The sequence below is a fragment of the Janthinobacterium agaricidamnosum genome, from assembly GCF_003667705.1.
Taxonomy (GTDB): domain Bacteria; phylum Pseudomonadota; class Gammaproteobacteria; order Burkholderiales; family Burkholderiaceae_D; genus Janthinobacterium.
The window spans coordinates 4,042,525-4,062,304 of sequence record NZ_CP033019.1 but is presented as its reverse complement, the minus strand read 5'-3'; the positions used below and the strand labels follow the sequence as shown (position 1 = coordinate 4,062,304).

Annotated in this window: 19 protein-coding genes; 18 read left to right on the top strand and 1 reads right to left on the bottom strand. The window is 61.6% G+C overall.

The features are described from left to right. Window positions 1-400 precede the first annotated feature (400 nt). From D9M09_RS18355 to D9M09_RS18315, 9 genes are all read left to right on the top strand, one after another. Entirely contained in the window at window positions 401-2,131 is a 1,731-nt protein-coding gene (locus tag D9M09_RS18355) for an acetolactate synthase 3 catalytic subunit (RefSeq protein WP_071650268.1), read from the top strand. Window position 2,132: 1 nt separating this feature from the next. Continuing rightward, window positions 2,133-2,624: an acetolactate synthase small subunit gene (gene ilvN / locus D9M09_RS18350; RefSeq protein WP_010399754.1), complete on the top strand. Its 492-nt coding sequence runs from the start codon at window positions 2,133-2,135 to the stop codon at window positions 2,622-2,624. Between the two features lie 74 nt (window positions 2,625-2,698). Next, the gene (ilvC, locus tag D9M09_RS18345; protein WP_034750044.1) at window positions 2,699-3,715 is read left to right on the top strand and encodes a ketol-acid reductoisomerase; all 1,017 of its coding nucleotides are present in this window, start codon (window positions 2,699-2,701) and stop codon (window positions 3,713-3,715) included. A 149-nt stretch (window positions 3,716-3,864) separates the two neighbouring features. Further along, complete coding sequence (locus D9M09_RS18340; RefSeq protein ID WP_121670077.1) at window positions 3,865-4,275, top strand: hypothetical protein; 411 nt, start codon at window positions 3,865-3,867, stop codon at window positions 4,273-4,275. A gap of 177 nt (window positions 4,276-4,452) precedes the next feature. Beyond that, window positions 4,453-5,679: an MFS transporter gene (locus D9M09_RS18335; RefSeq protein WP_121670076.1), complete on the top strand. Its 1,227-nt coding sequence runs from the start codon at window positions 4,453-4,455 to the stop codon at window positions 5,677-5,679. A 208-nt stretch (window positions 5,680-5,887) separates the two neighbouring features. Beyond that, a complete protein-coding gene (locus D9M09_RS18330) occupies window positions 5,888-6,646 on the top strand; it encodes an SIMPL domain-containing protein (protein ID WP_121670075.1) in 759 nt (252 codons plus the stop codon). A gap of 101 nt (window positions 6,647-6,747) precedes the next feature. After that, entirely contained in the window at window positions 6,748-7,503 is a 756-nt protein-coding gene (locus D9M09_RS18325) for an SIMPL domain-containing protein (RefSeq protein ID WP_070288766.1), read from the top strand. A 157-nt stretch (window positions 7,504-7,660) separates the two neighbouring features. Then, window positions 7,661-8,512: a CDP-diacylglycerol--serine O-phosphatidyltransferase gene (pssA, locus tag D9M09_RS18320; RefSeq protein ID WP_070288765.1), complete on the top strand. Its 852-nt coding sequence runs from the start codon at window positions 7,661-7,663 to the stop codon at window positions 8,510-8,512. Between the two features lie 48 nt (window positions 8,513-8,560). Then, window positions 8,561-10,105, top strand: a complete 1,545-nt coding sequence (locus tag D9M09_RS18315; RefSeq protein ID WP_121670074.1) for a 2-isopropylmalate synthase — start codon at window positions 8,561-8,563, stop codon at window positions 10,103-10,105. 76 nt (window positions 10,106-10,181) lie between these two features. On the opposite strand, the gene bamE is transcribed toward D9M09_RS18315, so the two are convergent. Further along, a complete protein-coding gene (bamE, locus tag D9M09_RS18310) occupies window positions 10,182-10,679 on the bottom strand; it encodes an outer membrane protein assembly factor BamE domain-containing protein (RefSeq protein ID WP_121670073.1) in 498 nt (165 codons plus the stop codon). 185 nt (window positions 10,680-10,864) lie between these two features. Here bamE and rpsO point away from each other — a divergent pair, with 185 nt between their 5' ends. The 9 genes from rpsO to D9M09_RS18265 all read left to right on the top strand — a co-directional run bounded on the left by rpsO (window position 10,865) and on the right by D9M09_RS18265 (window position 19,752). Then, entirely contained in the window at window positions 10,865-11,134 is a 270-nt protein-coding gene (gene rpsO, locus D9M09_RS18305) for a 30S ribosomal protein S15 (protein WP_010399743.1), read from the top strand. Window positions 11,135-11,366: 232 nt separating this feature from the next. Continuing rightward, window positions 11,367-13,484 (top strand): polyribonucleotide nucleotidyltransferase, encoded by a 2,118-nt coding sequence (gene pnp / locus D9M09_RS18300; RefSeq protein WP_121670072.1) that lies wholly within the window; start codon window positions 11,367-11,369, stop codon window positions 13,482-13,484. A 216-nt stretch (window positions 13,485-13,700) separates the two neighbouring features. Continuing rightward, window positions 13,701-14,396 carry a hypothetical protein gene (locus D9M09_RS18295; RefSeq protein ID WP_121670071.1) on the top strand — a complete coding sequence of 232 codons (696 nt, stop codon included), beginning with the start codon at window positions 13,701-13,703 and terminating at the stop codon, window positions 14,394-14,396. A 9-nt stretch (window positions 14,397-14,405) separates the two neighbouring features. Next, a complete protein-coding gene (locus D9M09_RS18290; RefSeq protein ID WP_121670070.1) occupies window positions 14,406-14,702 on the top strand; it encodes a hypothetical protein in 297 nt (98 codons plus the stop codon). A gap of 143 nt (window positions 14,703-14,845) precedes the next feature. Further along, window positions 14,846-16,792 carry a methyl-accepting chemotaxis protein gene (locus D9M09_RS18285; RefSeq protein WP_162995747.1) on the top strand — a complete coding sequence of 649 codons (1,947 nt, stop codon included), beginning with the start codon at window positions 14,846-14,848 and terminating at the stop codon, window positions 16,790-16,792. A 154-nt stretch (window positions 16,793-16,946) separates the two neighbouring features. After that, on the top strand, window positions 16,947-17,156 hold the full coding sequence (locus D9M09_RS18280) for a hypothetical protein (protein WP_099410964.1): 210 nt from the start codon (window positions 16,947-16,949) through the stop codon (window positions 17,154-17,156). A gap of 109 nt (window positions 17,157-17,265) precedes the next feature. Continuing rightward, window positions 17,266-18,027 carry a GIN domain-containing protein gene (locus D9M09_RS18275; protein WP_070224115.1) on the top strand — a complete coding sequence of 254 codons (762 nt, stop codon included), beginning with the start codon at window positions 17,266-17,268 and terminating at the stop codon, window positions 18,025-18,027. Between the two features lie 62 nt (window positions 18,028-18,089). After that, window positions 18,090-18,698, top strand: coding sequence for a tetratricopeptide repeat protein (locus D9M09_RS18270; protein WP_070288760.1), 609 nt, complete (start codon window positions 18,090-18,092; stop codon window positions 18,696-18,698). Between the two features lie 73 nt (window positions 18,699-18,771). Beyond that, on the top strand, window positions 18,772-19,752 hold the full coding sequence (locus D9M09_RS18265) for an NAD(P)H-quinone oxidoreductase (protein WP_121670069.1): 981 nt from the start codon (window positions 18,772-18,774) through the stop codon (window positions 19,750-19,752). Window positions 19,753-19,780: the final 28 nt, after the last annotated feature.

Genomic DNA, 19,780 nt, shown 5'->3' with positions numbered 1-19,780 from the left:
TTCCGCAGGGTTTTTGCACGTTGTGCGAGCAAAAATGCAGCGAGGCCGACATTTTCCTTGACCATAATGGTGCAACGCGATAACGTATGGGACGCTTTGAACACCCCAAAGCCCTATGGTCAGGTCGCGACCGGCACACAAGGCCAGCAGCGGCAAGACGCGCTTTCATTTGTAGGCAGTTTGTTCTAACCCGCGCCACAAGCGCGAGCGGTTCGTACAGGCGCCACAGAAACTCCGGCCAAACGAGTTGCGTTAAGCGTTGTTTTGTAAGGTATCTATGGGTGCCCAAAGAAATTGCGTGACCGCATGAAAAGGGAAGCAGGAGCACTGTTGCGTTAGGCGTACCTCGTCAGGAAAGAACATCCGATCAATCTCCAATGGACCTTGAAAGGAATGTTTCATGAATACCGAAGCAGCAGCAGGACCAATTACGGGCGCAGAAATTGTCGTGCGCTGTCTGGCTGAAGAGGGCGTCGAGCACGTCTTTGGATATCCGGGCGGAGCCGTACTCTACATCTACGACGCCATCTTCCAGCAAAACAAATTCCAGCATATCCTGGTACGCCACGAGCAGGCCGCGATCCACGCCGCCGATGCCTATTCGCGCAGCTCGAACAAAGTCGGTGTCGCCATCGTCACGTCCGGTCCGGGCGTCACGAATGCCGTCACGGGCCTGTCGACCGCGTACATGGACTCGATTCCCATGGTGGTGATCTCCGGCCAGGTGCCGAGCCACGCCATCGGCCAGGATGCGTTCCAGGAATGCGACACGGTCGGCATCACGCGCCCCGTCGTCAAGCATAACTTCCTCGTCAAGGACGTCAAGGACCTGGCAGCGACGATCAAGAAAGCGTTCTTTATCGCCCGTACCGGCCGTCCGGGACCCGTGCTGGTCGATATCCCCAAGGATATCAGCATGCACAAATGCCATTTCGATTATCCGAAGGAAGTCGAGATGCGTTCCTACCGTCCCGTCGACAAGGGCCATTCGGGTCAGATCCGCAAGGCCGTGCAGCTGTTGCTGCAAGCCGAACGCCCGATGATCTACACGGGCGGCGGCGTCATCCTGGCAAATGCCTCGGCCGAGCTGAACAAGCTGGTCGACCGCCTGGGTTTCCCGTGCACCAACACCTTGATGGGCCTGGGCGGCTACCGCGCCTCGAGCGAGCAGTATGTCGGCATGCCCGGCATGCACGGCACCTATGAAGCGAACATGGCGATGCAGAACTGCGACGTGCTGATCGCCATCGGCGCCCGTTTCGATGACCGCGTGATCGGCAACCCGAAACATTTCGCCTCGCATCCGCGCAAGATCATCCACGTGGACATCGATCCATCGTCGATTTCCAAGCGCGTCAAGGTCGATATCCCCATCGTCGGCAACGTCAAGGACGTGCTGATCGAGTTCCTCGCGCAACTCGACGCGGCCGAAGCCAAGCCGAACGTCAATGCCTTGAGCAACTGGTGGAAGCAGATCGCCGAATGGCGTGGCCGCGAATGCCTGAAATACCCGACTTCCGACCTGGTCATCAAGCCGCAATCGGTGGTGGAAAAAGTGTTCCAGATCACCAAGGGCGACGCCTTCATCACGTCCGACGTGGGCCAGCACCAGATGTGGGCCGCGCAATACTATGGCTTCGACAAGCCGCGCCGCTGGATCAATTCCGGCGGCCTGGGCACCATGGGTGTCGGCTTGCCGTACGCCATGGGCGTGCAGATGGCCAATCCGGACGCCACCGTTGCTTGTATTACCGGCGAAGGTTCGATCCAGATGTGCATCCAGGAACTTGCCACGTGCAAGCAGTATCACCTGACGCCGAAGATCATCATGCTCAACAACCGTTTCCTCGGCATGGTGCGCCAGTGGCAGGAAATCGATTACGGTTCGCGCTATTCCGAGTCGTACATGGATTCGCTGCCCGACTTCGAAAGGCTGGCCGAAGCATACGGCCACGTGGGCATGAAAATTGAAAAACCGGGCGACGTCGATGGCGCGCTGAAAGAGGCGTTTGGCATGAAAGACAGGCTGGTATTCATGAACTTCATTACCGACCAGTCCGAAAACGTGTGGCCCATGGTGAAAGCCGGCAAAGGCCTGTCCGAAATGATGCTCGGTTCGGAGGATCTCTAATATGCGCCATATTATTTCTGTCTTGCTGGAAAACGAAGCGGGCGCCCTGTCGCGTGTGGTGGGCCTGTTCTCGGCACGCGGCTACAACATCGAAACACTGACCGTGGCGCCGACGGAAGACTCGACCCTGTCGCGCATGACCATCGTCACCAGCGGTTCGGACGACATCATCGAGCAGATCACCAAGCACCTGAACCGTCTGATTGAAGTGGTGAAGGTGGTGGACCTGACCGAAGGCCAGCATATCGAACGCGAGCTGATGCTGATCAAGGTTCGTGCCGTGGGCAAGGAGCGCGAGGAAATGAAGCGCACCGCCGATATCTTCCGTGGCCGCATCATCGATGTCACCGAAAAGACGTACACGATCGAACTGACCGGCAACAAGGTCAAGCTCGACGCGTTCATCGATTCGATCGACCGCGCCGCCATTCTGGAAACCGTCCGTACGGGTGGTTCCGGCATCGGCCGCGGCGAACGCATCCTCAAAGTATAAAAATATAAGCAGCACTACGCGGCCCTGGGGCCGCATTTAAAACAACAACGCATCATCAAATGATAGGAAATACCATGAAAGTTTTTTACGACAAAGACGCTGACCTCTCCTTGATCAAAGGCAAAAACGTCGCCATCATCGGCTACGGTTCGCAAGGCCACGCGCACGCGCAAAATCTGAACGATTCGGGCGTCAACGTCACCGTCGGCCTGCGCAAGGGCGGCGCTTCGTGGACCAAGGTCGAACAAGCTGGCTTGAAAGTAGCGGAAGTCAACGACGCCGTGAAAGCGGCCGACGTCATCATGATCCTGTTGCCAGATGAAAACATCGCCCAGGTCTACAACGAAAACATCGCGCCATTCGCCAAGCAAGGCGCCGTACTGGCCTTCGCCCACGGCTTCAACGTGCATTACGGCCAAGTCGTGCCACGCGCCGACCTGGACGTGATCATGGTCGCGCCGAAAGCCCCGGGCCACACCGTGCGCGCCACGTACACCCAGGGTGGCGGCGTGCCCCACCTGATCGCCGTGTACCAGGACAAATCGGGCATCGCCCGCGATATCGCCCTGTCGTACGCTTCGGCCAACGGCGGCGGCCGTGCCGGCATCATCGAAACGAATTTCCGCGAAGAAACCGAAACGGATCTGTTCGGCGAACAAGCCGTGCTGTGCGGCGGCGCCGTGGAACTGATCAAGGCCGGTTTCGAAACCCTGACGGAAGCGGGCTACGCGCCTGAAATGGCGTACTTCGAGTGCTTGCACGAACTGAAGCTGATCGTCGACCTGATCTATGAAGGCGGCATCGCCAACATGAATTACTCGATCTCGAATAACGCCGAATACGGCGAATACGTGACCGGCCCTAAAGTCGTCACCTCGGCCACCAAGGATGCGATGCGTCAATGCCTGAAAGATATTCAAACGGGCGAATACGCGAAGAGCTTCATCCTGGAAAACAAGGCAGGCGCACCGACCCTGATCTCGCGCCGCCGCCTGACGTCCGAGCACCAGATCGAAGAAGTGGGCGCGAAACTGCGCGCCATGATGCCTTGGATCGCCAAGAACAAGATGGTTGACCAGTCGAAGAACTAAGCAGCAATCGTTCCTCACACGAAGCCGGCGCAAGCCGGCTTTTTTTTGCGCGGGCGTTTGGCCGCCAACATCCGTTACAATCAGGCCCAATCAACCATAGCGTCAGCACCATGCTCGTTTTTTCTAAAGTTTTTGTCGGGAATCTTCACGTGGTCAAACGCCCCGTCTCGGTTGCCATCAGTTGCTGGTTTCTGGTCCTCAGCTCGCTGTCAGCGCTGGTGTCGGCTTACCTCGGCCGCAACGATCCCTCCATGCTGGCCGGCATGGGGCACGGCGTGATTCCCGCCGAGGTGCAATACGCGATGATGCTCTTCAGCTTGGGCCTTACCCTGGTGACAGCGCTGGCCATGCTGCAAAGGCAGCGTGGCGCGCGCACCGTGTATCTGGTGTGGGGCGTGATCGACATTGCGTTCTGTCTGGCGACCTTGCCGCTGAAGATGAACGTCTTGCCTGGCGCGCTCACGTTCGCCGTCATCTGCGCCTTCCTGTACAGTCCGAAATCGAATGCCTGGTTTTCGCCACGCAAGGCGGCCAATGATGCCTGCATGACGCCAGCCTGAGCACGGTTGATTTCGTGCACACGCTGTTGGCGCGTTTGCTTTACAATCCCGCCCTTCCTTTGCAGTTTCACATGGACTGCATCTGTTTCGGTATCTGCCGACCGCAACGCGCATCACCGCTTTTGTAGCACGCCAGGCGCTAGTTTTTTAGCCGCTTGCGCAACCAGAAAGACCTCCATGACTGACCGTATCACCGCCACGGGGCCCTCGCAGGCTGCTGTTGACTCTTCCATTCCCATCCTGGCCTTGCTGGCCCTGGCCATGACGGCGTTTCTCGCCCTCCTGTCGGAAACCTTGCCGGCCGGCTTGCTGCCGCAGATTGCCCGCGACCTGAATATTTCCGAAGTCATGACGGGCCAGCTGGTCACCGTCTACGCCATCGGTTCCATCCTGACGGCGATTCCCCTGACGGCGCTCACCAGCACCTGGCGCCGGCGCAATGTCCTGTTGCTGGCCATCATCGGCTTCCTGATCTTCAATACGGCGACGGCCCTGGCGCCCAACTATATCGTCGCCCTGATCGCGCGCTTCGTCACGGGCATGGCCGCCGGCCTGGCCTGGGGCTTGATGGCCGGCTACGCGCGCCGCATGGTGAGCGTCGAGCAGCAGGGCAGGGCGATGGCCATCGCCATGATCGGCACGCCGCTGGCCCTGTCGCTGGGCGTGCCGCTGGGCACCCTGATGGGTGGCGTGCTGGGCTGGCGCAGCATCTTCGGCATCATGTCCGGCCTGGCCGTGGTGCTGGTCGCGTGGGTGCTGCTGGTCGTGCCCGATTATCCGGGGCAAAAGAATGGCGAACGTCTGTCGATCCGCCAGGTGTTCATGACGCCGGGCGTGCGGCCGATTCTGGCGGTGATCGTCGCCTGGATGCTGGCGCATAACATTCTCTATACCTATATCGCGCCGTTCCTGGCGCCGTCCGGCTTGCGCCCCCGCGTCGACCTGGTGCTGCTCGTGTATGGCGTGGGCTCCTTGGCCGGCATCTGGCTGGTCAGCCAGCTGATCGACCGCTGGCTGCGCCCGCTCGTGCTGGGCTGCATCGCCGCCTTTGCCCTCGTGATGGTGGCGCTGGGGCTGGCGATGGACTCGCCCGCCGTGATCTATGTCAGCATGGCGATCTGGGGCATCACCTTTGGCGGCGCCGGCACCCTGCTGCAGACGGCGTCGGCGGACGCGGCCGGCGACGGCATGGATGTGGCGCAAGCGATGGTGGCGACCATCTGGAACGTGGCCATCGCGGGCGGCGGCCTGGCGGGCGGCATGCTGCTCGACGGCTATGGCGCGGCATCGTTCCCGTGGGCCATGCTGGCCTTGCTGCTGGTGGCCTTGACCATCGCCTGGTGCGCGCACCGCCACAGTTTCAAGCCGGGCCGGCGCAGCGGCGGCGCGGTGCTGGGTCACTAACACATTGTTATTTTGAATAACAGTGTGTTGAAATGTGAGCAGATGTGACTGGCAGACGCATTTTGTGACGATTTGTTAATTTGCGCCACAGGAATGAATGAGGCGTTAGAATCTACACAGTTTGACAAGTTTCTCAAGAGAAATGGGGTAGTGCAGAGCGCGCCCCATCGCTCCTTGTCAGCCACATTAACTACCTAGGAGTACCCCCATGACCGTGATGAAATCCGTCCTTGTTGCCGCCGCAGCCACCGTTGCCCTGAGCGCGCAAGCCCAATCTTTGCCGACTTCCGGCACCCTGGTGGTCGTACCCGCGTTTGGCGAAGTCAAGCATGTCAATGACCAGGTGGTCGCTACCCTGGCCGTCGAAGAACAGGACAAGGACAAGGCTGCCGCTGCGTCGCGAGTCAACCAGAAAATGAACAAGGGTATCGCCATCGTCAAGCAGGCCGACCCGTCGGCGGCACTGAAATCGTACGGCTACTACACCTACCCTGTGTATCCGGAAGAGCGTCCATTGCCGGCTGGCGCCGTGGCCAAGCCGCGTTTGCCAACGGCCTGGCGTGTCGGTCAGTACCTGGAAGTGACGACGGCCAATCTGGCATCCCTGCCAAAAACCGTGTCGGCGGCGCAAGGCGTGCTGACCCTGAATGGCTTGAATTTCGGCCTGAAGCCGGAAACCATCCGCTTGCTGGACGACCAGCGCATCGCCGCCACCTATAAAAACCTGAACGAGCGCGTGGCTGCCATCGCCAAGGCCATGGGCCGCAACGTCTCGGACGCCGTGCTCGATACGGTCGACTTCGAAGGTTCGGGCAACTACGCCACGGAAAGCCGTCCTGCCGCCGCGCCGATGATGATGCGCAGCGCCAAGATGGTCGAAGACAGCAGCGTCGTCGCCGAACCGAGCTTCGAGCCGGGCGAAACGACGCTCGACATGCGCGTCGTCGGCAAGGTCAAGTTCAAGTAAGCGCGTTAGCGCGGAAATATTTTCGCGTTAGACTGTTTTAAAAATCATGGGGCTGTTGGCCCCATGGTCGTTTTTGCCCCATTATTTTCCAGGAGAACACCATGACCGTCATGAAATCGCTGCTGGCAGCAGCCGCCGCTACCGTTGCCCTGGGCGCCCAAGCCCAGGCCATGCCCACTTCCGGCACCCTCGTGGTGGTGCCCGCCAATGGCGAAGTGGTGCACGCGAACGACCAGGTGACCGTCACCCTGGCCATCGAAGAGCAGGACAAGGACAAGGCCGCCGCCGCCTCGCGCGTCAACCAGAAGATGAACCAGGGCACGGCCATCGTCAAGAAAGCCGATCCGCAAGCCGTGCTGAAGACCCAAGGCTATTACACGTATGCCGTGTACCCGGAAACGGCGCCCTTGCCGCCTGGTGTCGCTGCCAAGCCCAGAGTGCCGACCGGCTGGCGCGTAGGCCAGTACCTGCAGGTGACGACGACCAACCTGGCCGCCTTGCCGAAAACCGTTTCCGCAGCGCAAGGTGTGTTGACCCTGAACCGCCTGAACTTCGGCCTGGCGCCCGCCACCGTGCGCAAGCTCGACGACCAGCGCATCGCCGCCGCCTACAAGAACCTCAACGAGCGCGTGGCCGCCATCGCCGGCGCCATGGGCCGCAACGTCAATGACGCCGTGATCGACACCATCGATTTCGAAGGTTCCGGCAACTATACGCAGCGCGCCAACGTGGCAGGCGCGCGCGCCATGAGCGCCGATTCCATGGGCTACGGCGGCAGCCAGGTGGCCGAACCGAGCTTTGAACCGGGCGAAACGACCCTCAACATGGGCCTGGTGGCCAAGGTCAAGTTCAAATAAGGCTAGTATTGGTGTCAATATTGCCGGCTTGACGCCGCCGCGCTTTTCTTTGGCGGCGGCTCCTCTATAATGACAACATCGGCAGGCGCATGCCCTGACAGTCATGCGCCTGCCATCTGGCACCGATTCCCCCGCAGTACACAAGATATGGAACAACATGGCAAACTTCCCCCGTCGTAGAGGCAAGAACGGCACCCCCGCAGTATCCAAAGCGTCCCGCTTCAGCAAATTCGTGCGCCAGCCGGTGACCGATGGCACTGGCAAGAAAACCTTGCGCCGCCGCGGCATCTATCTGTTGCCGAACGCCTTCACGACGGCAGCCCTGTTTTGCGGCTTCTACGCCATCGTCATGGCCATGAATCAGAAATTCGAACACGCGGCCTGGGCCATCTTCATCGCCATGATCCTCGACGGCCTCGACGGACGCATCGCACGCCTGACGAATACGCAGAGCGAATTCGGCGCGCAGTACGACAGCCTGTCCGACATGGTGTCGTTCGGCGCCGCGCCGGCGCTGGTGATCTACGAATGGTCGCTGCGCGGCATGGGTAAACTGGGCTGGCTGGCCGCCTTCGTGTATTGCGCCGGCGCCGCCCTGCGTCTGGCCCGCTTCAACACGAACATCGCCGTGGTCGACAAGCGCTTCTTCCAGGGCTTGCCCAGCCCGGCGGCGGCGGCCATGGTGGCCGGTTTCATCCTGCTCATGAACGACCTGGAATTTGCCGGCAACCAGCTGGCCTGGGTGTCGTGGACGATCGCCCTGTTCTCGGGCCTGACCATGGTCACCAACGTGCCGTTCTACAGTTTCAAGGATGTGAATTTCCGCAAGTCCGTGCCTTTCATCGTGGTATTCCTGCTGGCATTGTTCTTCGCGCTCATTTCCATCGATCCGCCGAAAGTGCTGTTCCCGATTTTCGTCGTCTATGGCTTGTCCGGCTACGCCGTGTTTTTCTGGCGCATGGCGAAGGGCAAGCCCGTCAGCATCATCCAGACCGACCCCGAGCATTAATACGGCGAGTCGGTAGCGTCGCCAGTCTTCAGCCAGCCAGGAGCAGCCATGAACACCAGCAACCGACTCATCATTTTTGACACCACCTTGCGCGACGGCGAGCAATCGCCGGGCGCCTCCATGACGCGCGAGGAAAAGCTGCGCATCGCCAAGCAGCTCGAGCGCATGAAGGTCGACGTGATCGAAGCGGGCTTCGCCGCCGCCTCGCAGGGCGACTTCGAGTCGATACGGGCGATTGCCGGCGCCGTGCGCGAATCGACCATCTGTTCGCTGTCGCGCGCCAACGACCGCGACATCGCCCGCGCCGCCGAAGCGCTGGCGCCCGCCGAGCGCAAGCGCATCCACACGTTTATCGCCACCTCGCCCCTGCACATGCAGATGAAGCTGCGCATGACGCCCGAGGAAGTCCTGCTGCAGGCGCAGAACGCCGTGCGCTACGCGCGCCAGTTCACGGACGACATCGAATTCAGCCCCGAAGACGGCAGCCGCTCGGACGAGGATTTCCTCTGCCGCGTGCTCGAAGCCGTGATCGCCGAGGGCGCCACCACCATCAATTTCCCCGATACGGTCGGCTACGCCGTGCCTGAAATCTTCGGCAATACCATCAAGCGCTTGCGCGAACGCATACCGAACTCCGATAAAGCCATCTGGTCCGTCCATTGCCATAACGACCTGGGCCTGGCTGTGGCCAATTCGCTGGCCGGCGTCATGATCGGCGGCGCGCGGCAGATCGAATGCACGGTCAATGGCCTCGGTGAGCGGGCCGGCAACACGGCGCTGGAAGAAGTGGTGATGGCGCTGCGCACGCGCGCCGCCTATTACAACTTGACGGTGGGTATCGATACGACGCAAATCGTGGCCGCCTCGAAAATGGTGTCGCAGATCACTGGTTTTGCCGTGCAGCCGAACAAGGCCGTCGTCGGCGCGAACGCCTTTGCGCACGCGTCCGGCATCCACCAGGACGGCATTTTAAAGGCGCGCGAGACGTATGAAATCATGCGCGCCGAAGACGTGGGCTGGACGGCCAACAAGATCGTCCTCGGCAAACTGTCGGGCCGCAATGCCTTCAAGCAGCGGCTGCACGAGCTGGGCATCGCGCTCGAATCCGAGGCGGAAGTCAACGCCGCCTTCCTGCGCTTCAAGGAGCTGGCCGACCGCAAATCCGAGATTTTCGACGAAGACATCATGGCCCTCGTCAGCGAGGAGCAGCAGGCGCAGGAGAGTGAGCACTACCGTTTCATCTCCCTGGCGCAGCAGTCGACGACGGGCGCCGTGCCCCATGCGCGCGTGGAATTTCTCGTCGGCGGCGAACAGCGCAGCTGCGAAGGGCGGGGAGACGGCCCCGTCGACGCGACCGTCAACGCCATCGAAAGCGCGGCCGCCAGCGGCGCGGAACTGGTCTTGTTCTCAGTCAATGCCATCAGCACGGGCACGCAGTCGCAGGGCGAGGTCACGATGCGCCTGTCGCGCGACGGGCGCATCGTCAACGGCGTGGGCGCCGACCCCGACATCATCGTCGCGTCGGCCAAGGCGTATTTGTCGGCGCTGAATAAATTACACGCGAAAGACGAGCGCATCGACCCGCAGCCGTAAGCCGGGGTCAGACCCGCCGGGTCTGACCCCAGAATTTGCATTTGGGATAGGCGCTAGTCTTGGTGCAAGACGCTCGTCACCAGAAAAACCGCCGCTCTTCCTTGGCCGGATCGGGCCCGTTCATCATCATGCGCACGATGCCGTCGTGGTCGAAGTGCACGTGCATCATGGAATCCCACACGCCGGATTCCTTGTAGCGGTAGGACCAGACGTAGAGCTTGGGCAGCGGCAGATACGATGTTTCCGTCGGGCGGCCCAGGATGTGCAGCACGTCTTGCTGGGTCGACACGCCCACCTTGATGCGGGCAAAGCCCGGCGTGTCGAGCACTTGCTCGTAGGAAATCAACTTGTCGTCGGGGCCGAAGCGGGCCATGTACGTGTACTGGCCGTACGGCCCCGTCGCGTATTCGAGTTCGGGCCCCGTGGGCAACTGGTAGATATTCGTCGGACGGCCGAGGCGTGCTTCCACGGCGGTGCGCGGCTCGCCCGGCTGCGGTGGCGGGGCGTTCCAGCTGGCGCAGCCGGCCAGCACGGCAAACAGCAGCGACGTTGCTAATTTGTGCAGTTTTTTCATGTTGGACCTCCTGAAATGCAGGAAAACCCTATCATGCACCGAGAAAAGCGCGCACGGCAGGATACAGGCGGGCATTTTTCCGATATACTTGCGCGTCTGGTTGGAAGCATAGACCAGTATTTTAATAATCGTAGTTCACGGTGGATAGGGTTCAGACTCTGTGCACCGCATGTGAAAGGTTTATCATGACAGTAGAAAACATCAACAAAGCCGCTATCATCGCGGACAACGCACGTGGTCAAAACGACACCGGCTCCCCTGAAGTGCAAGTTGCACTGCTGACAGCTCGCATCAACGAACTGAACGGCCACTTCAAAGCCCACTCGAAAGATCACCACTCCCGCCGCGGCCTGATCATGATGGTCAACCGTCGTAAGAGCCTGTTGTCCTACCTGAAGGCTAAAGACGCTACCCGTTATCGCGACCTGATCGCTAAACTTGGTCTGCGCAAGTAATTTTTGCCGTACAAGGTTTATACAGAAATGCCTGCGCCAGTTCGCTGACGCGGGCATTTTGTCATTTGAATTCCGGATTTATGTCGAGAAGTACAGTATTCTCTACCGATATCATGTTTTAAAAGTAAAGTAGCAAAGGTGGTAACAAGTAAAGGCAGCATTTTTACGCCGCCTGTGGTGAGGTGAACGACAGCCCCTGAAAATCTGTCGGCAATTAGAAAAGGGATACCCCATGTTTAACAAAGTTACGAAAACCTTCCAGTACGGTCAACATCAAGTGACCCTGGAAACTGGCGAAATCGCGCGTCAGGCATCCGGCGCAGTGCTGGTGTCGATCGAAGATACCGTCGTTCTGGCAACGGTGGTGGCACGCAAAGATGCCAAGCCAGGCCAGGATTTCTTCCCTTTGACGGTTGATTATGTCGAAAAAACCTATGCTGCCGGTAAAATTCCGGGCGGTTTTTTCAAGCGCGAAGGCCGTCCTTCCGAAAAAGAAACACTGACATCGCGTCTGATCGACCGTCCTATCCGTCCGCTGTTCCCGGAAGGCTACCTGAATGAAGTGCAAGTCATCATTCACGTGTTGTCGGTCAACCCTGAAATCGATCCGGACATCGCCGCCATGATCGGCGCCTCCGCCGCCCTGTGCGTGTCGGGCGTGCCTTTCAACGGTCCTATCGGCGCCGCGCGCGTCGGTTACGCCAACGGCCAGTACATCCTGAACCCGACCGTCCAGCAACTGAAAACGTCGGAAATGGACCTGGTGGTCGCCGGTACCGAAACGGCCGTGCTGATGGTCGAATCGGAAGCGAAACAGCTGTCCGAAGAAATCATGCTGGGCGCCGTGGTCTTCGGCCACGACCAGATGAAAGTCGTCATCGACGCGATTCACGACCTGGTGCGTGACGGCGGCAAGCCGGAAGTGGAATGGGCGCCTGCGCCGAAAAACGAAGCACTGATCGCCCGCGTCGCGCATTTCGCCAACGCCAAGATCAATGATGCGTATCAAACCAAGGACAAGCAAGAGCGTACGGCCAAGCTGAAAGCAGCGACGTCGGAAGTGCTGGCCGACCTGTCGGCTGAAGCGGCTGCTGCCGGCGGCGCGTCGATCGACAGCGCTGAAGTGAACAACATCCTGTTCGACATCGAAGCGAAAATCGTGCGTACGCAAATCCTCGACGGCGAGCCACGCATCGACGGCCGCGACACGCGCACCGTGCGTCCTATCTCGATCCGCACCAGCGTGCTGCCACGCACCCACGGTTCGGCTCTGTTTACGCGCGGCGAAACGCAGGCGCTGGTCGTGGCAACGTTGGGCACCGCCCGCGACAGCCAGAAGATCGATGCGCTGATGGGCGAGTTCACCGATTCGTTCATGCTGCATTACAACATGCCTCCGTTCGCCACCGGCGAAACGGGCCGTGTCGGTACGCCGAAGCGCCGCGAAATCGGCCACGGCCGCCTGGCCAAGCGCGCGCTGATCGCCGCCCTGCCAGCAGCCGAAGAGTTCAGCTACTCGGTGCGCCTGGTGTCGGAAATCACGGAATCGAACGGTTCCTCGTCGATGGCATCGGTCTGCGGCGGCTGCCTGGCACTGATGGACGCCGGCGTGCCGATGAAAGAACACGTGGCCGGTATCGCCATGGGCCTGATCAAGGAAGGCGGCAAGTTTGCCGTGCTGTCCGACATCCTGGGCGACGAAGATCACTTGGGCGACATGGACTTCAAGGTAGCCGGTACCCGCAACGGTATCACGGCACTGCAGATGGACATCAAGATCATGGGCATCACCAAGGAAATCATGCAAGTGGCACTGGCGCAAGCCAAGGAAGGCCGCGAGCACATCCTGGGTGAAATGCAAAAAGCCATGCCGCACGTCAAAACCGAACTGTCCGATTTCGCACCGCGTCTGATCACCATCAAGATCAACCCGGAAAAAATCCGTGACGTGATCGGCAAGGGCGGCGCCGTGATCCGCGCGCTGACCGAAGAGACGGGCACCCAGATCGACATCAGCGACGAAGGCGTGGTCACCATCGCTTCCGTCGATGCTGCCGCCGGCCAGGAAGCCAAGCGCCGCATCGAAGAACTGACGGCCTCCGTCGAAGTGGGCAAGACCTACGAAGGCACCGTGCTGAAACTGCTGGACTTCGGCGCCATCGTGCAAGTCATGCCAGGCAAGGACGGCTTGCTGCACATCAGCCAGATCGCCAACGAGCGCGTCAACGCCGTGGCCGACTATCTGAAAGAAGGCCAGCTGGTCCGCGTCAAAGTGCTGGAAACGGACGACCGCGGCCGCCTGAAGCTGTCGATGAAAGCTGCCGAAGGCAACGAAGCGCCAGCCGCTTAATTTCCTTCGGGTTCGCCTGAATGCGGCCTCGGCCGCATGCTCAACAACCGCCAGCGCGCAAGCCCTGGCGGTTTTTTTATGCGCGGCGTTTGCGCTGTATCGAAGGTGTATGCCGACGCGTGCACCGGCATTGATCCTGCGCGTATCGGCCGCTGCCGCGACTTGTAGATTCGAAGTGGGATTTTCCCTCGAACGAGTCTTCCAAGGAGATGCAGCATGCGCACATTCTGCGGGCTGGCCGCCGCCTTTCTGCTTGCCGTCGCGCCCGGCGCCTGGGCGCAGCTGGACAACGCACCCACGCCGGTGCCGCTGCCCATCCCCATCGCCGCCGCGTCTGGGGCCATGCCGGCGCAAGACCTCGACGCCTTGCGCGCCGTGCATGCGCGCGAAATCAATGACCTCAGCACCTTCAGGACGGCGGGCTTGCCGCGGGACGCTATCGACTCCTATCTCGATAGCGGACCAGGGCAGCAATTTTTGCGCGAACTGCGCGCCGCCGATCCTGCCGCCTCGGCCGACACCCTCTATGCGCGGGCCGTCGAGCAGCTCGCGTCCGGCAGCACCTTGCCGGACCTGCAGCCCATGGCTGCCGCGCTGGTAAAAATCGTGCCGCATGGCCAGAATGTGTCGCCGTATTCGCCATATTTCACCACCAGCGCGCAGTTGCAGCTGGCATCGGGCCGCTGCGCCACCCTGGCCGACTGCTTCGGCTTGCCCTTGAAGAGCGAGGCGCCGCTGTATGATGTGTATCAGATCATGCCCAAGGGCACCGTCAACGTGTTCGTCAGCCAGGTCGCGCCGACGGAAGAGTTGGGCGGGCTGGTGCGGCGCAAGGGCGGGGCGCAGCAGTATTTGCTCCCCAACCGCAGCTTGTGGTCGGCCCCCGTGCTGATCGGCACGATCAAGAATTGAGGAGAGAAGATGGATCAGCAGCGTTTGCAAGCCCATGCCGCCGAACTGGAGCAGTTGCTGGCGCGCCTGGCGAGCGCCGACGGCGAGGTGGCCGACCTGCGCAGCGCGCTCGAGCCGCTGCTGGCCCTGGCGGGCAGCGGCGCCTTGAGCGCACCGCTGCCATGGGGCGATATCCCCGGCGGGCGCTATTTTACGGAGGGCGGCTTGCGCCGGTACCCCGAGCTGGAGCAGGCGTTTGCCCGCTTCCGCATCGAAGCGACGGGCGGCGAATCGCCGGCCCTGCGCAAGCTGCGCGACGAGATATAGTTGGTATTTTATTATCGTGTGCTTAATATAAGGTATCAATTGTTGTTTATGGGTAATCGAGAGTCGGTATTGCTTGACGACAAAATCTTATTCCCTGACCATGGCGCATCCCTCCCGATTTTCTCTTTTTTATTGGATGCACCATGTTGTCCTCCCTTAAGGCGCGGCTGATCGCCATCGCCGTTTCCATCGTCGTGCTGGCCATGCTGGCCGTCGCCATCGCCAATTTCTTCACGACGCGCGCAAGTACCTTGGCCGCGCTCGACACGCAGATGCTGCAGTTGTCGCACAGCCATGCGCAAGCCATCGCCGAATGGCTGCGTTCCAAGCAAGCCGTCGTGGGCTCGCTCAAGCAGGGCGCCACGGCGGCCGATCCCTTGCCGGCGCTGAAGGCGGCCGAGCAGGCAGGCACGTTCGACATGGCGTATATCGGCTTTGCCGACAAGCACGCCGTCTTTTCGCAGGAGCGCAAGCGCGCCGCCGACTACGATCCCACGGCACGGCCCTGGTACAAGCTGGCGTCCGAGGTGGGCGGCCCCATCATCACGGCGCCGTATATCGGCGCCAGCACGGGCAAGCTGGTGGTGACGTTTGCCGAGCCGCTGGGCGGCAAGGGCAGCGTGACGGGCGTGATGGCGGCCGATGTGATGATGGATGCTGTCGTGCAAAACGTCGCCTCGATCAAGCCGACGGCATCCAGCTACGCCTTCCTTGTCGACGGCGGCGGCAAGATCATCGCCCACCCGGACGGCAAGCTGACCCTGAAGCCGCTGGCCGAGCTCGACCCGGGCCTGAGCGCGCAGGCGCTGGCCGATATCGAAAAGAGCGGCGACGGCGCCGCCATCCGCCTGGGCGACCGTAACGGCATCTTGCATGTGAGTAAAGTGCCAGGCAGCGACTGGCTGCTGGCTACCGTGCTCGACCGGGCGGAAGCGACGCAGGCATTGACTTCCATGCTGCGCGCCTCGGTCCTGACGGCCTTGCTGGTGCTGGCCCTGGCCGCCACCGTCTTGAGCGTGCTGGTCGCGCGCGCCTTGCGCCGCCTCGGTCTGGTCCGTGATGCGATGGAAGCGATCGCCACGGGCGACGGCGACCTGACCAGCCGCCTCGACGCGGAAGGTTCGGACGAGCTGGCGCAGATCGCCAAGGCCTTTAATTTGTTCGTCGAAAAGATCGCCACCGTGCTGGTACAGATCCGCAGCATCAGCACCCTGGTGCGCAGCGAATCGGCCGATATTGCCGCCGGCAATGCCGACCTGTCCTCGCGCACGGAAGCGCAGGCGGGCGCGCTGGAGGAAACAGCCAGCTCGATGGATGAGCTGACCTCGACCGTCAAGCAGAATGCGGAAAACGCGCATGCGGCCAACGAGCTGGCCGTGTCCGCTTCGGAAGTGGCGGCCAAGGGCGGCCGCGTGGTGCAGCAGGTGGTGGGCACCATGGCAGGCATCCAGGAAAGCTCGCGCAAGATCGTCGACATTATCGGCGTGATCGACGGCATCGCCTTCCAGACGAATATCCTGGCCCTGAACGCGGCCGTCGAGGCGGCGCGCGCGGGCGAGCAGGGCAGGGGCTTTGCCGTGGTCGCGTCCGAAGTGCGCAACCTGGCGCAACGCTCCGCTGGCGCGGCGAAGGAAATCAAGGAATTGATCGGCGATTCGGTGGAGAAGGTCGATGCGGGCGGCCGCCTCGTCAATGAAGCGGGCCAGACCATGGACCAGGTGGTGGCCTCGGTGCAGCAACTGACGACCATCATGAGCGAGATCACGGTGGCCAGCCGCGAACAGAGCGCCGGCATCGGCGAGATCAATACGGCCGTCACGCACATGGACACCATGACGCAGCAAAACGCTGCCCTCGTCGAGCAAGCGGCGGCCGCTGCGGAAAGCCTGCAGGAGCAGGCCGTGGACCTGGCGCAAGCCGTCGGTATGTTCCGCCTGGGCGATGCTGGCCCTGCTGCGGCATCCGCACCGGTGGCGCGCCTCAAGGCGAAGCCGGTCGCGCCAGCGCCGCGCGCTCCGGCCCGCGCGCTGTCGCCGGCCAAGCCCGTCAAGGCGGCCAAGTCCGGCGCCGACGAGTGGGAAGAGTTTTAAGCTGCAAGCGTAGCGATCTGCGCGTTCATCCGCGTTTTTGTCAGGCCAGCCTGCCAAAAGCGCAGTTCGTCGCAATCGGCGTGTCTGGCGGGGGCGGTATGGCTATAGTGACACCATACCGCAAGCCCACTGCCAGACCCCCGAGGAGAACAACATGAACGTCGCTAAAAACATGGAAATCATCGCCGTTGCCGCCGCCATCGTGCTCGGCGCCGGCTGCTACGCCATCGCTCCGGCCGCCCCGGCCCTGCAAGTGGCCAGTTCCACGGCCACCGTGGCTGCGCCAGCAAACAAGGCTGCCATGCAAGTGGTGGTCGTCAAGGCCAAGCGCCTGAACGCGGCCGAAAAAGCCCGTTTCGCATAATTGATTGCCAGTCATTTTCCGCGCTGCTAGAGTGCAAGGCGCGATGCAATGCCGGCCGCCCGACGCGGGCGCCGCAAGACATAAAAACAAGATACCGAGGATGCACTACATGAAAAAGATACTGCAACTGGCGCTGCTGTTCCTGGCGACACTGGGCCTGGTGCGCGGCGTGGCCGCAGAGACCCGCTTGCTGGAAATGCGCAACGTCGACGCCCGCGTGGTGCGGGTCAAGCTCGACGGCGTGATGGAGGTGCGCATCCGCCAGGGCAACGTGCCTTCTCTGAGCATCACGGCCGACAAGCGCTACATCGCCGATGTCAGCACGGCGCAAAGCGGCGACACCCTGCACATCGAAACGGAAGTGCGCGGCTTCAAGCTCGGCCCTTCGTCGATCCGCGCCGACCTGGTCTTGCCGAACCTGCGCGAACTGAGCTCGGAAGGCTTCGGCAGCACCGACATCACGGGTTTCAAGGGCGAGGAGCTGACCTTGTCGCTGGAAGGGGCGGGCAGCATCAAGCTGGTGGGCGACTACCGCAAGCTCAATGCCAGCCTGGGCGGCGTGGGCAGCATGCAGCTGTGGATCGGCAACAATGAGCGCGCGGAGCTGGACTTGCAGGGCGCCGGTTCCGTGGTGCTGGGCGGACGCGGACGCCTGCTGAAAGCGAGCCTGGGCGGCCTGGGCAGCCTGAACGCGCAGCAGTTCGAAGTCGATGCCGTCAACCTGGAATTGAGCGGCCTGGGTAATGCTACGGTGAATGCCCATACGAATGCCAAGCTGAACCTGAGCGGACTCGGTTCGGTGGTGGTGTACGGCAAGCCGGCCAATCGCGATGTCAGCGTCGAGGGCCTGGGCAAAGTTAGCTGGAAGTAAAAGCATCCTGCCGCAGGCCTTCTGCAGGACAAGAATAAGTTGTCAGACCACATCCCATTCCGATGAAAAAACTGATCATTACATTACTCATGCTGTTGACGATACAGCTACCCGCGCGGGCCGGCTTCGCCGAAGGCGCCAGCGCCTACAACAACAAGAATTACGCGCTGGCTTACAAAGAAATATTGCCCCTTGCTAAGACCGGCAATGCCGATGCCCAGCATTTGCTGGGTTTGATGTATTACATGGGGCGGGGCTTGCCGCAGGATTACAAGCAAGCCATGTTCTGGCACCGCAAGGCGGCCGAGCAGGGCAAGGCCGACGCCCAGTACGTGGTGGGCGCCATGTATTACACGGGCAACGCCGTGCTGCAGGACCACAAGCAGGCCGTCGGCTGGTTCCGCAAGGCGGCCGAGCAGAACCATGCCGAGGCGCAGCAGGTGCTGGGCCTGATGTACCGCTATCACATGGGCGGCGTGCAGCAGGACAATGTCATCGCCTACATGCTGTGGAACCTGGCGGCCGCGAATGGCAACGCGAATGCGGCCGACCAGCGCGCCGCCGTGGTGCGCAAGATGACGCATGAGCAGGTCGAGGAAGGGCAGGCCCTGTCGGCCCAATGGAAGCCGGGCACGCCCTTGCCGCGCCAGTCGAAAACGGGCGGTGGCTGAGAGGCCATGTAGCGGCCTGCAAGGGTGGACGGCTTGGCGTACAATCGCCGTTTTCCCTTGAAAGAGTCCCGCCATGCGTGCAGTTGCCATCAGCCAGCCAGGTCCCGCCGACGTTTTGCAGATCGCCGAACGTCCCACGCCGCAATATAAGGCGGGCGAACTGTTGATCAAGGTGCATGCGGCCGGCATCAACCGCCCCGACGTGCTGCAGCGCCTGGGCAAGTATGCGCCGCCTGCGGGCGCCTCCGACTTGCCGGGCCTGGAAGTGGCGGGCGAAGTCGTCGATGGCGATTTCACCAACACGGCATTCAAGAAGGGCGACCTCGTCTGCGCGCTGGTGCAGGGCGGCGGCTATGCCGAATACTGCGCCGCACCCGCCGGCCAGTGCCTGCCCTTGCCGAAAGGCTTGACGGCGCTGGAAGGCGCGTCCCTGCCGGAAAACTTCTTTACCGTCTGGAGCAATGTGTTCGACCGCTGCGCGCTGGCCGATGGCGAAACGTTATTGGTGCAGGGCGGCACGTCCGGCATCGGCGTGGCGGCCATTCAGTTGGCGGCCGCGCTCGGCCACCGCGTGTTTGCCACGGCGGGCAGCGACGAGAAGGCGCGCGCCTGCGAGGCGCTGGGCGCCGAACGCGGTATCAATTACCGCACGGAGGATTTCGTCGCCGTCGTCAAGGAATTGACCGATGGCAAAGGCGTCGACGTCATCCTCGACATGGTGGGCGGCGACTACCTGCCGCGCGAAATCGACTGCCTGGCCGATGATGGCCGCATCGGCCTGATCGCCGTGCAGGGCGGCACCAAGGCGGAACTGGACCTGGGCGCCTTGCTGCGCCGTCGCCTGACAGTGACAGGTTCCACCTTGCGCCCCCGTTCCGTCGTCTTCAAGGCGGCCATCGCGCACCACCTGCGCACGACCGTCTGGCCGCTGATCGAGGCGGGCAAGATCAAGCCCGTGATCTATCAAACTTTCCCGTTGGAAAAGGCCAACGAGGCGCATGCCTTGATGGAAGCGAGTACGCACGTGGGCAAGATCATGTTGCAAGTTGCCTGAAACGGGGCACTGCCTGTTTGACCGGCAT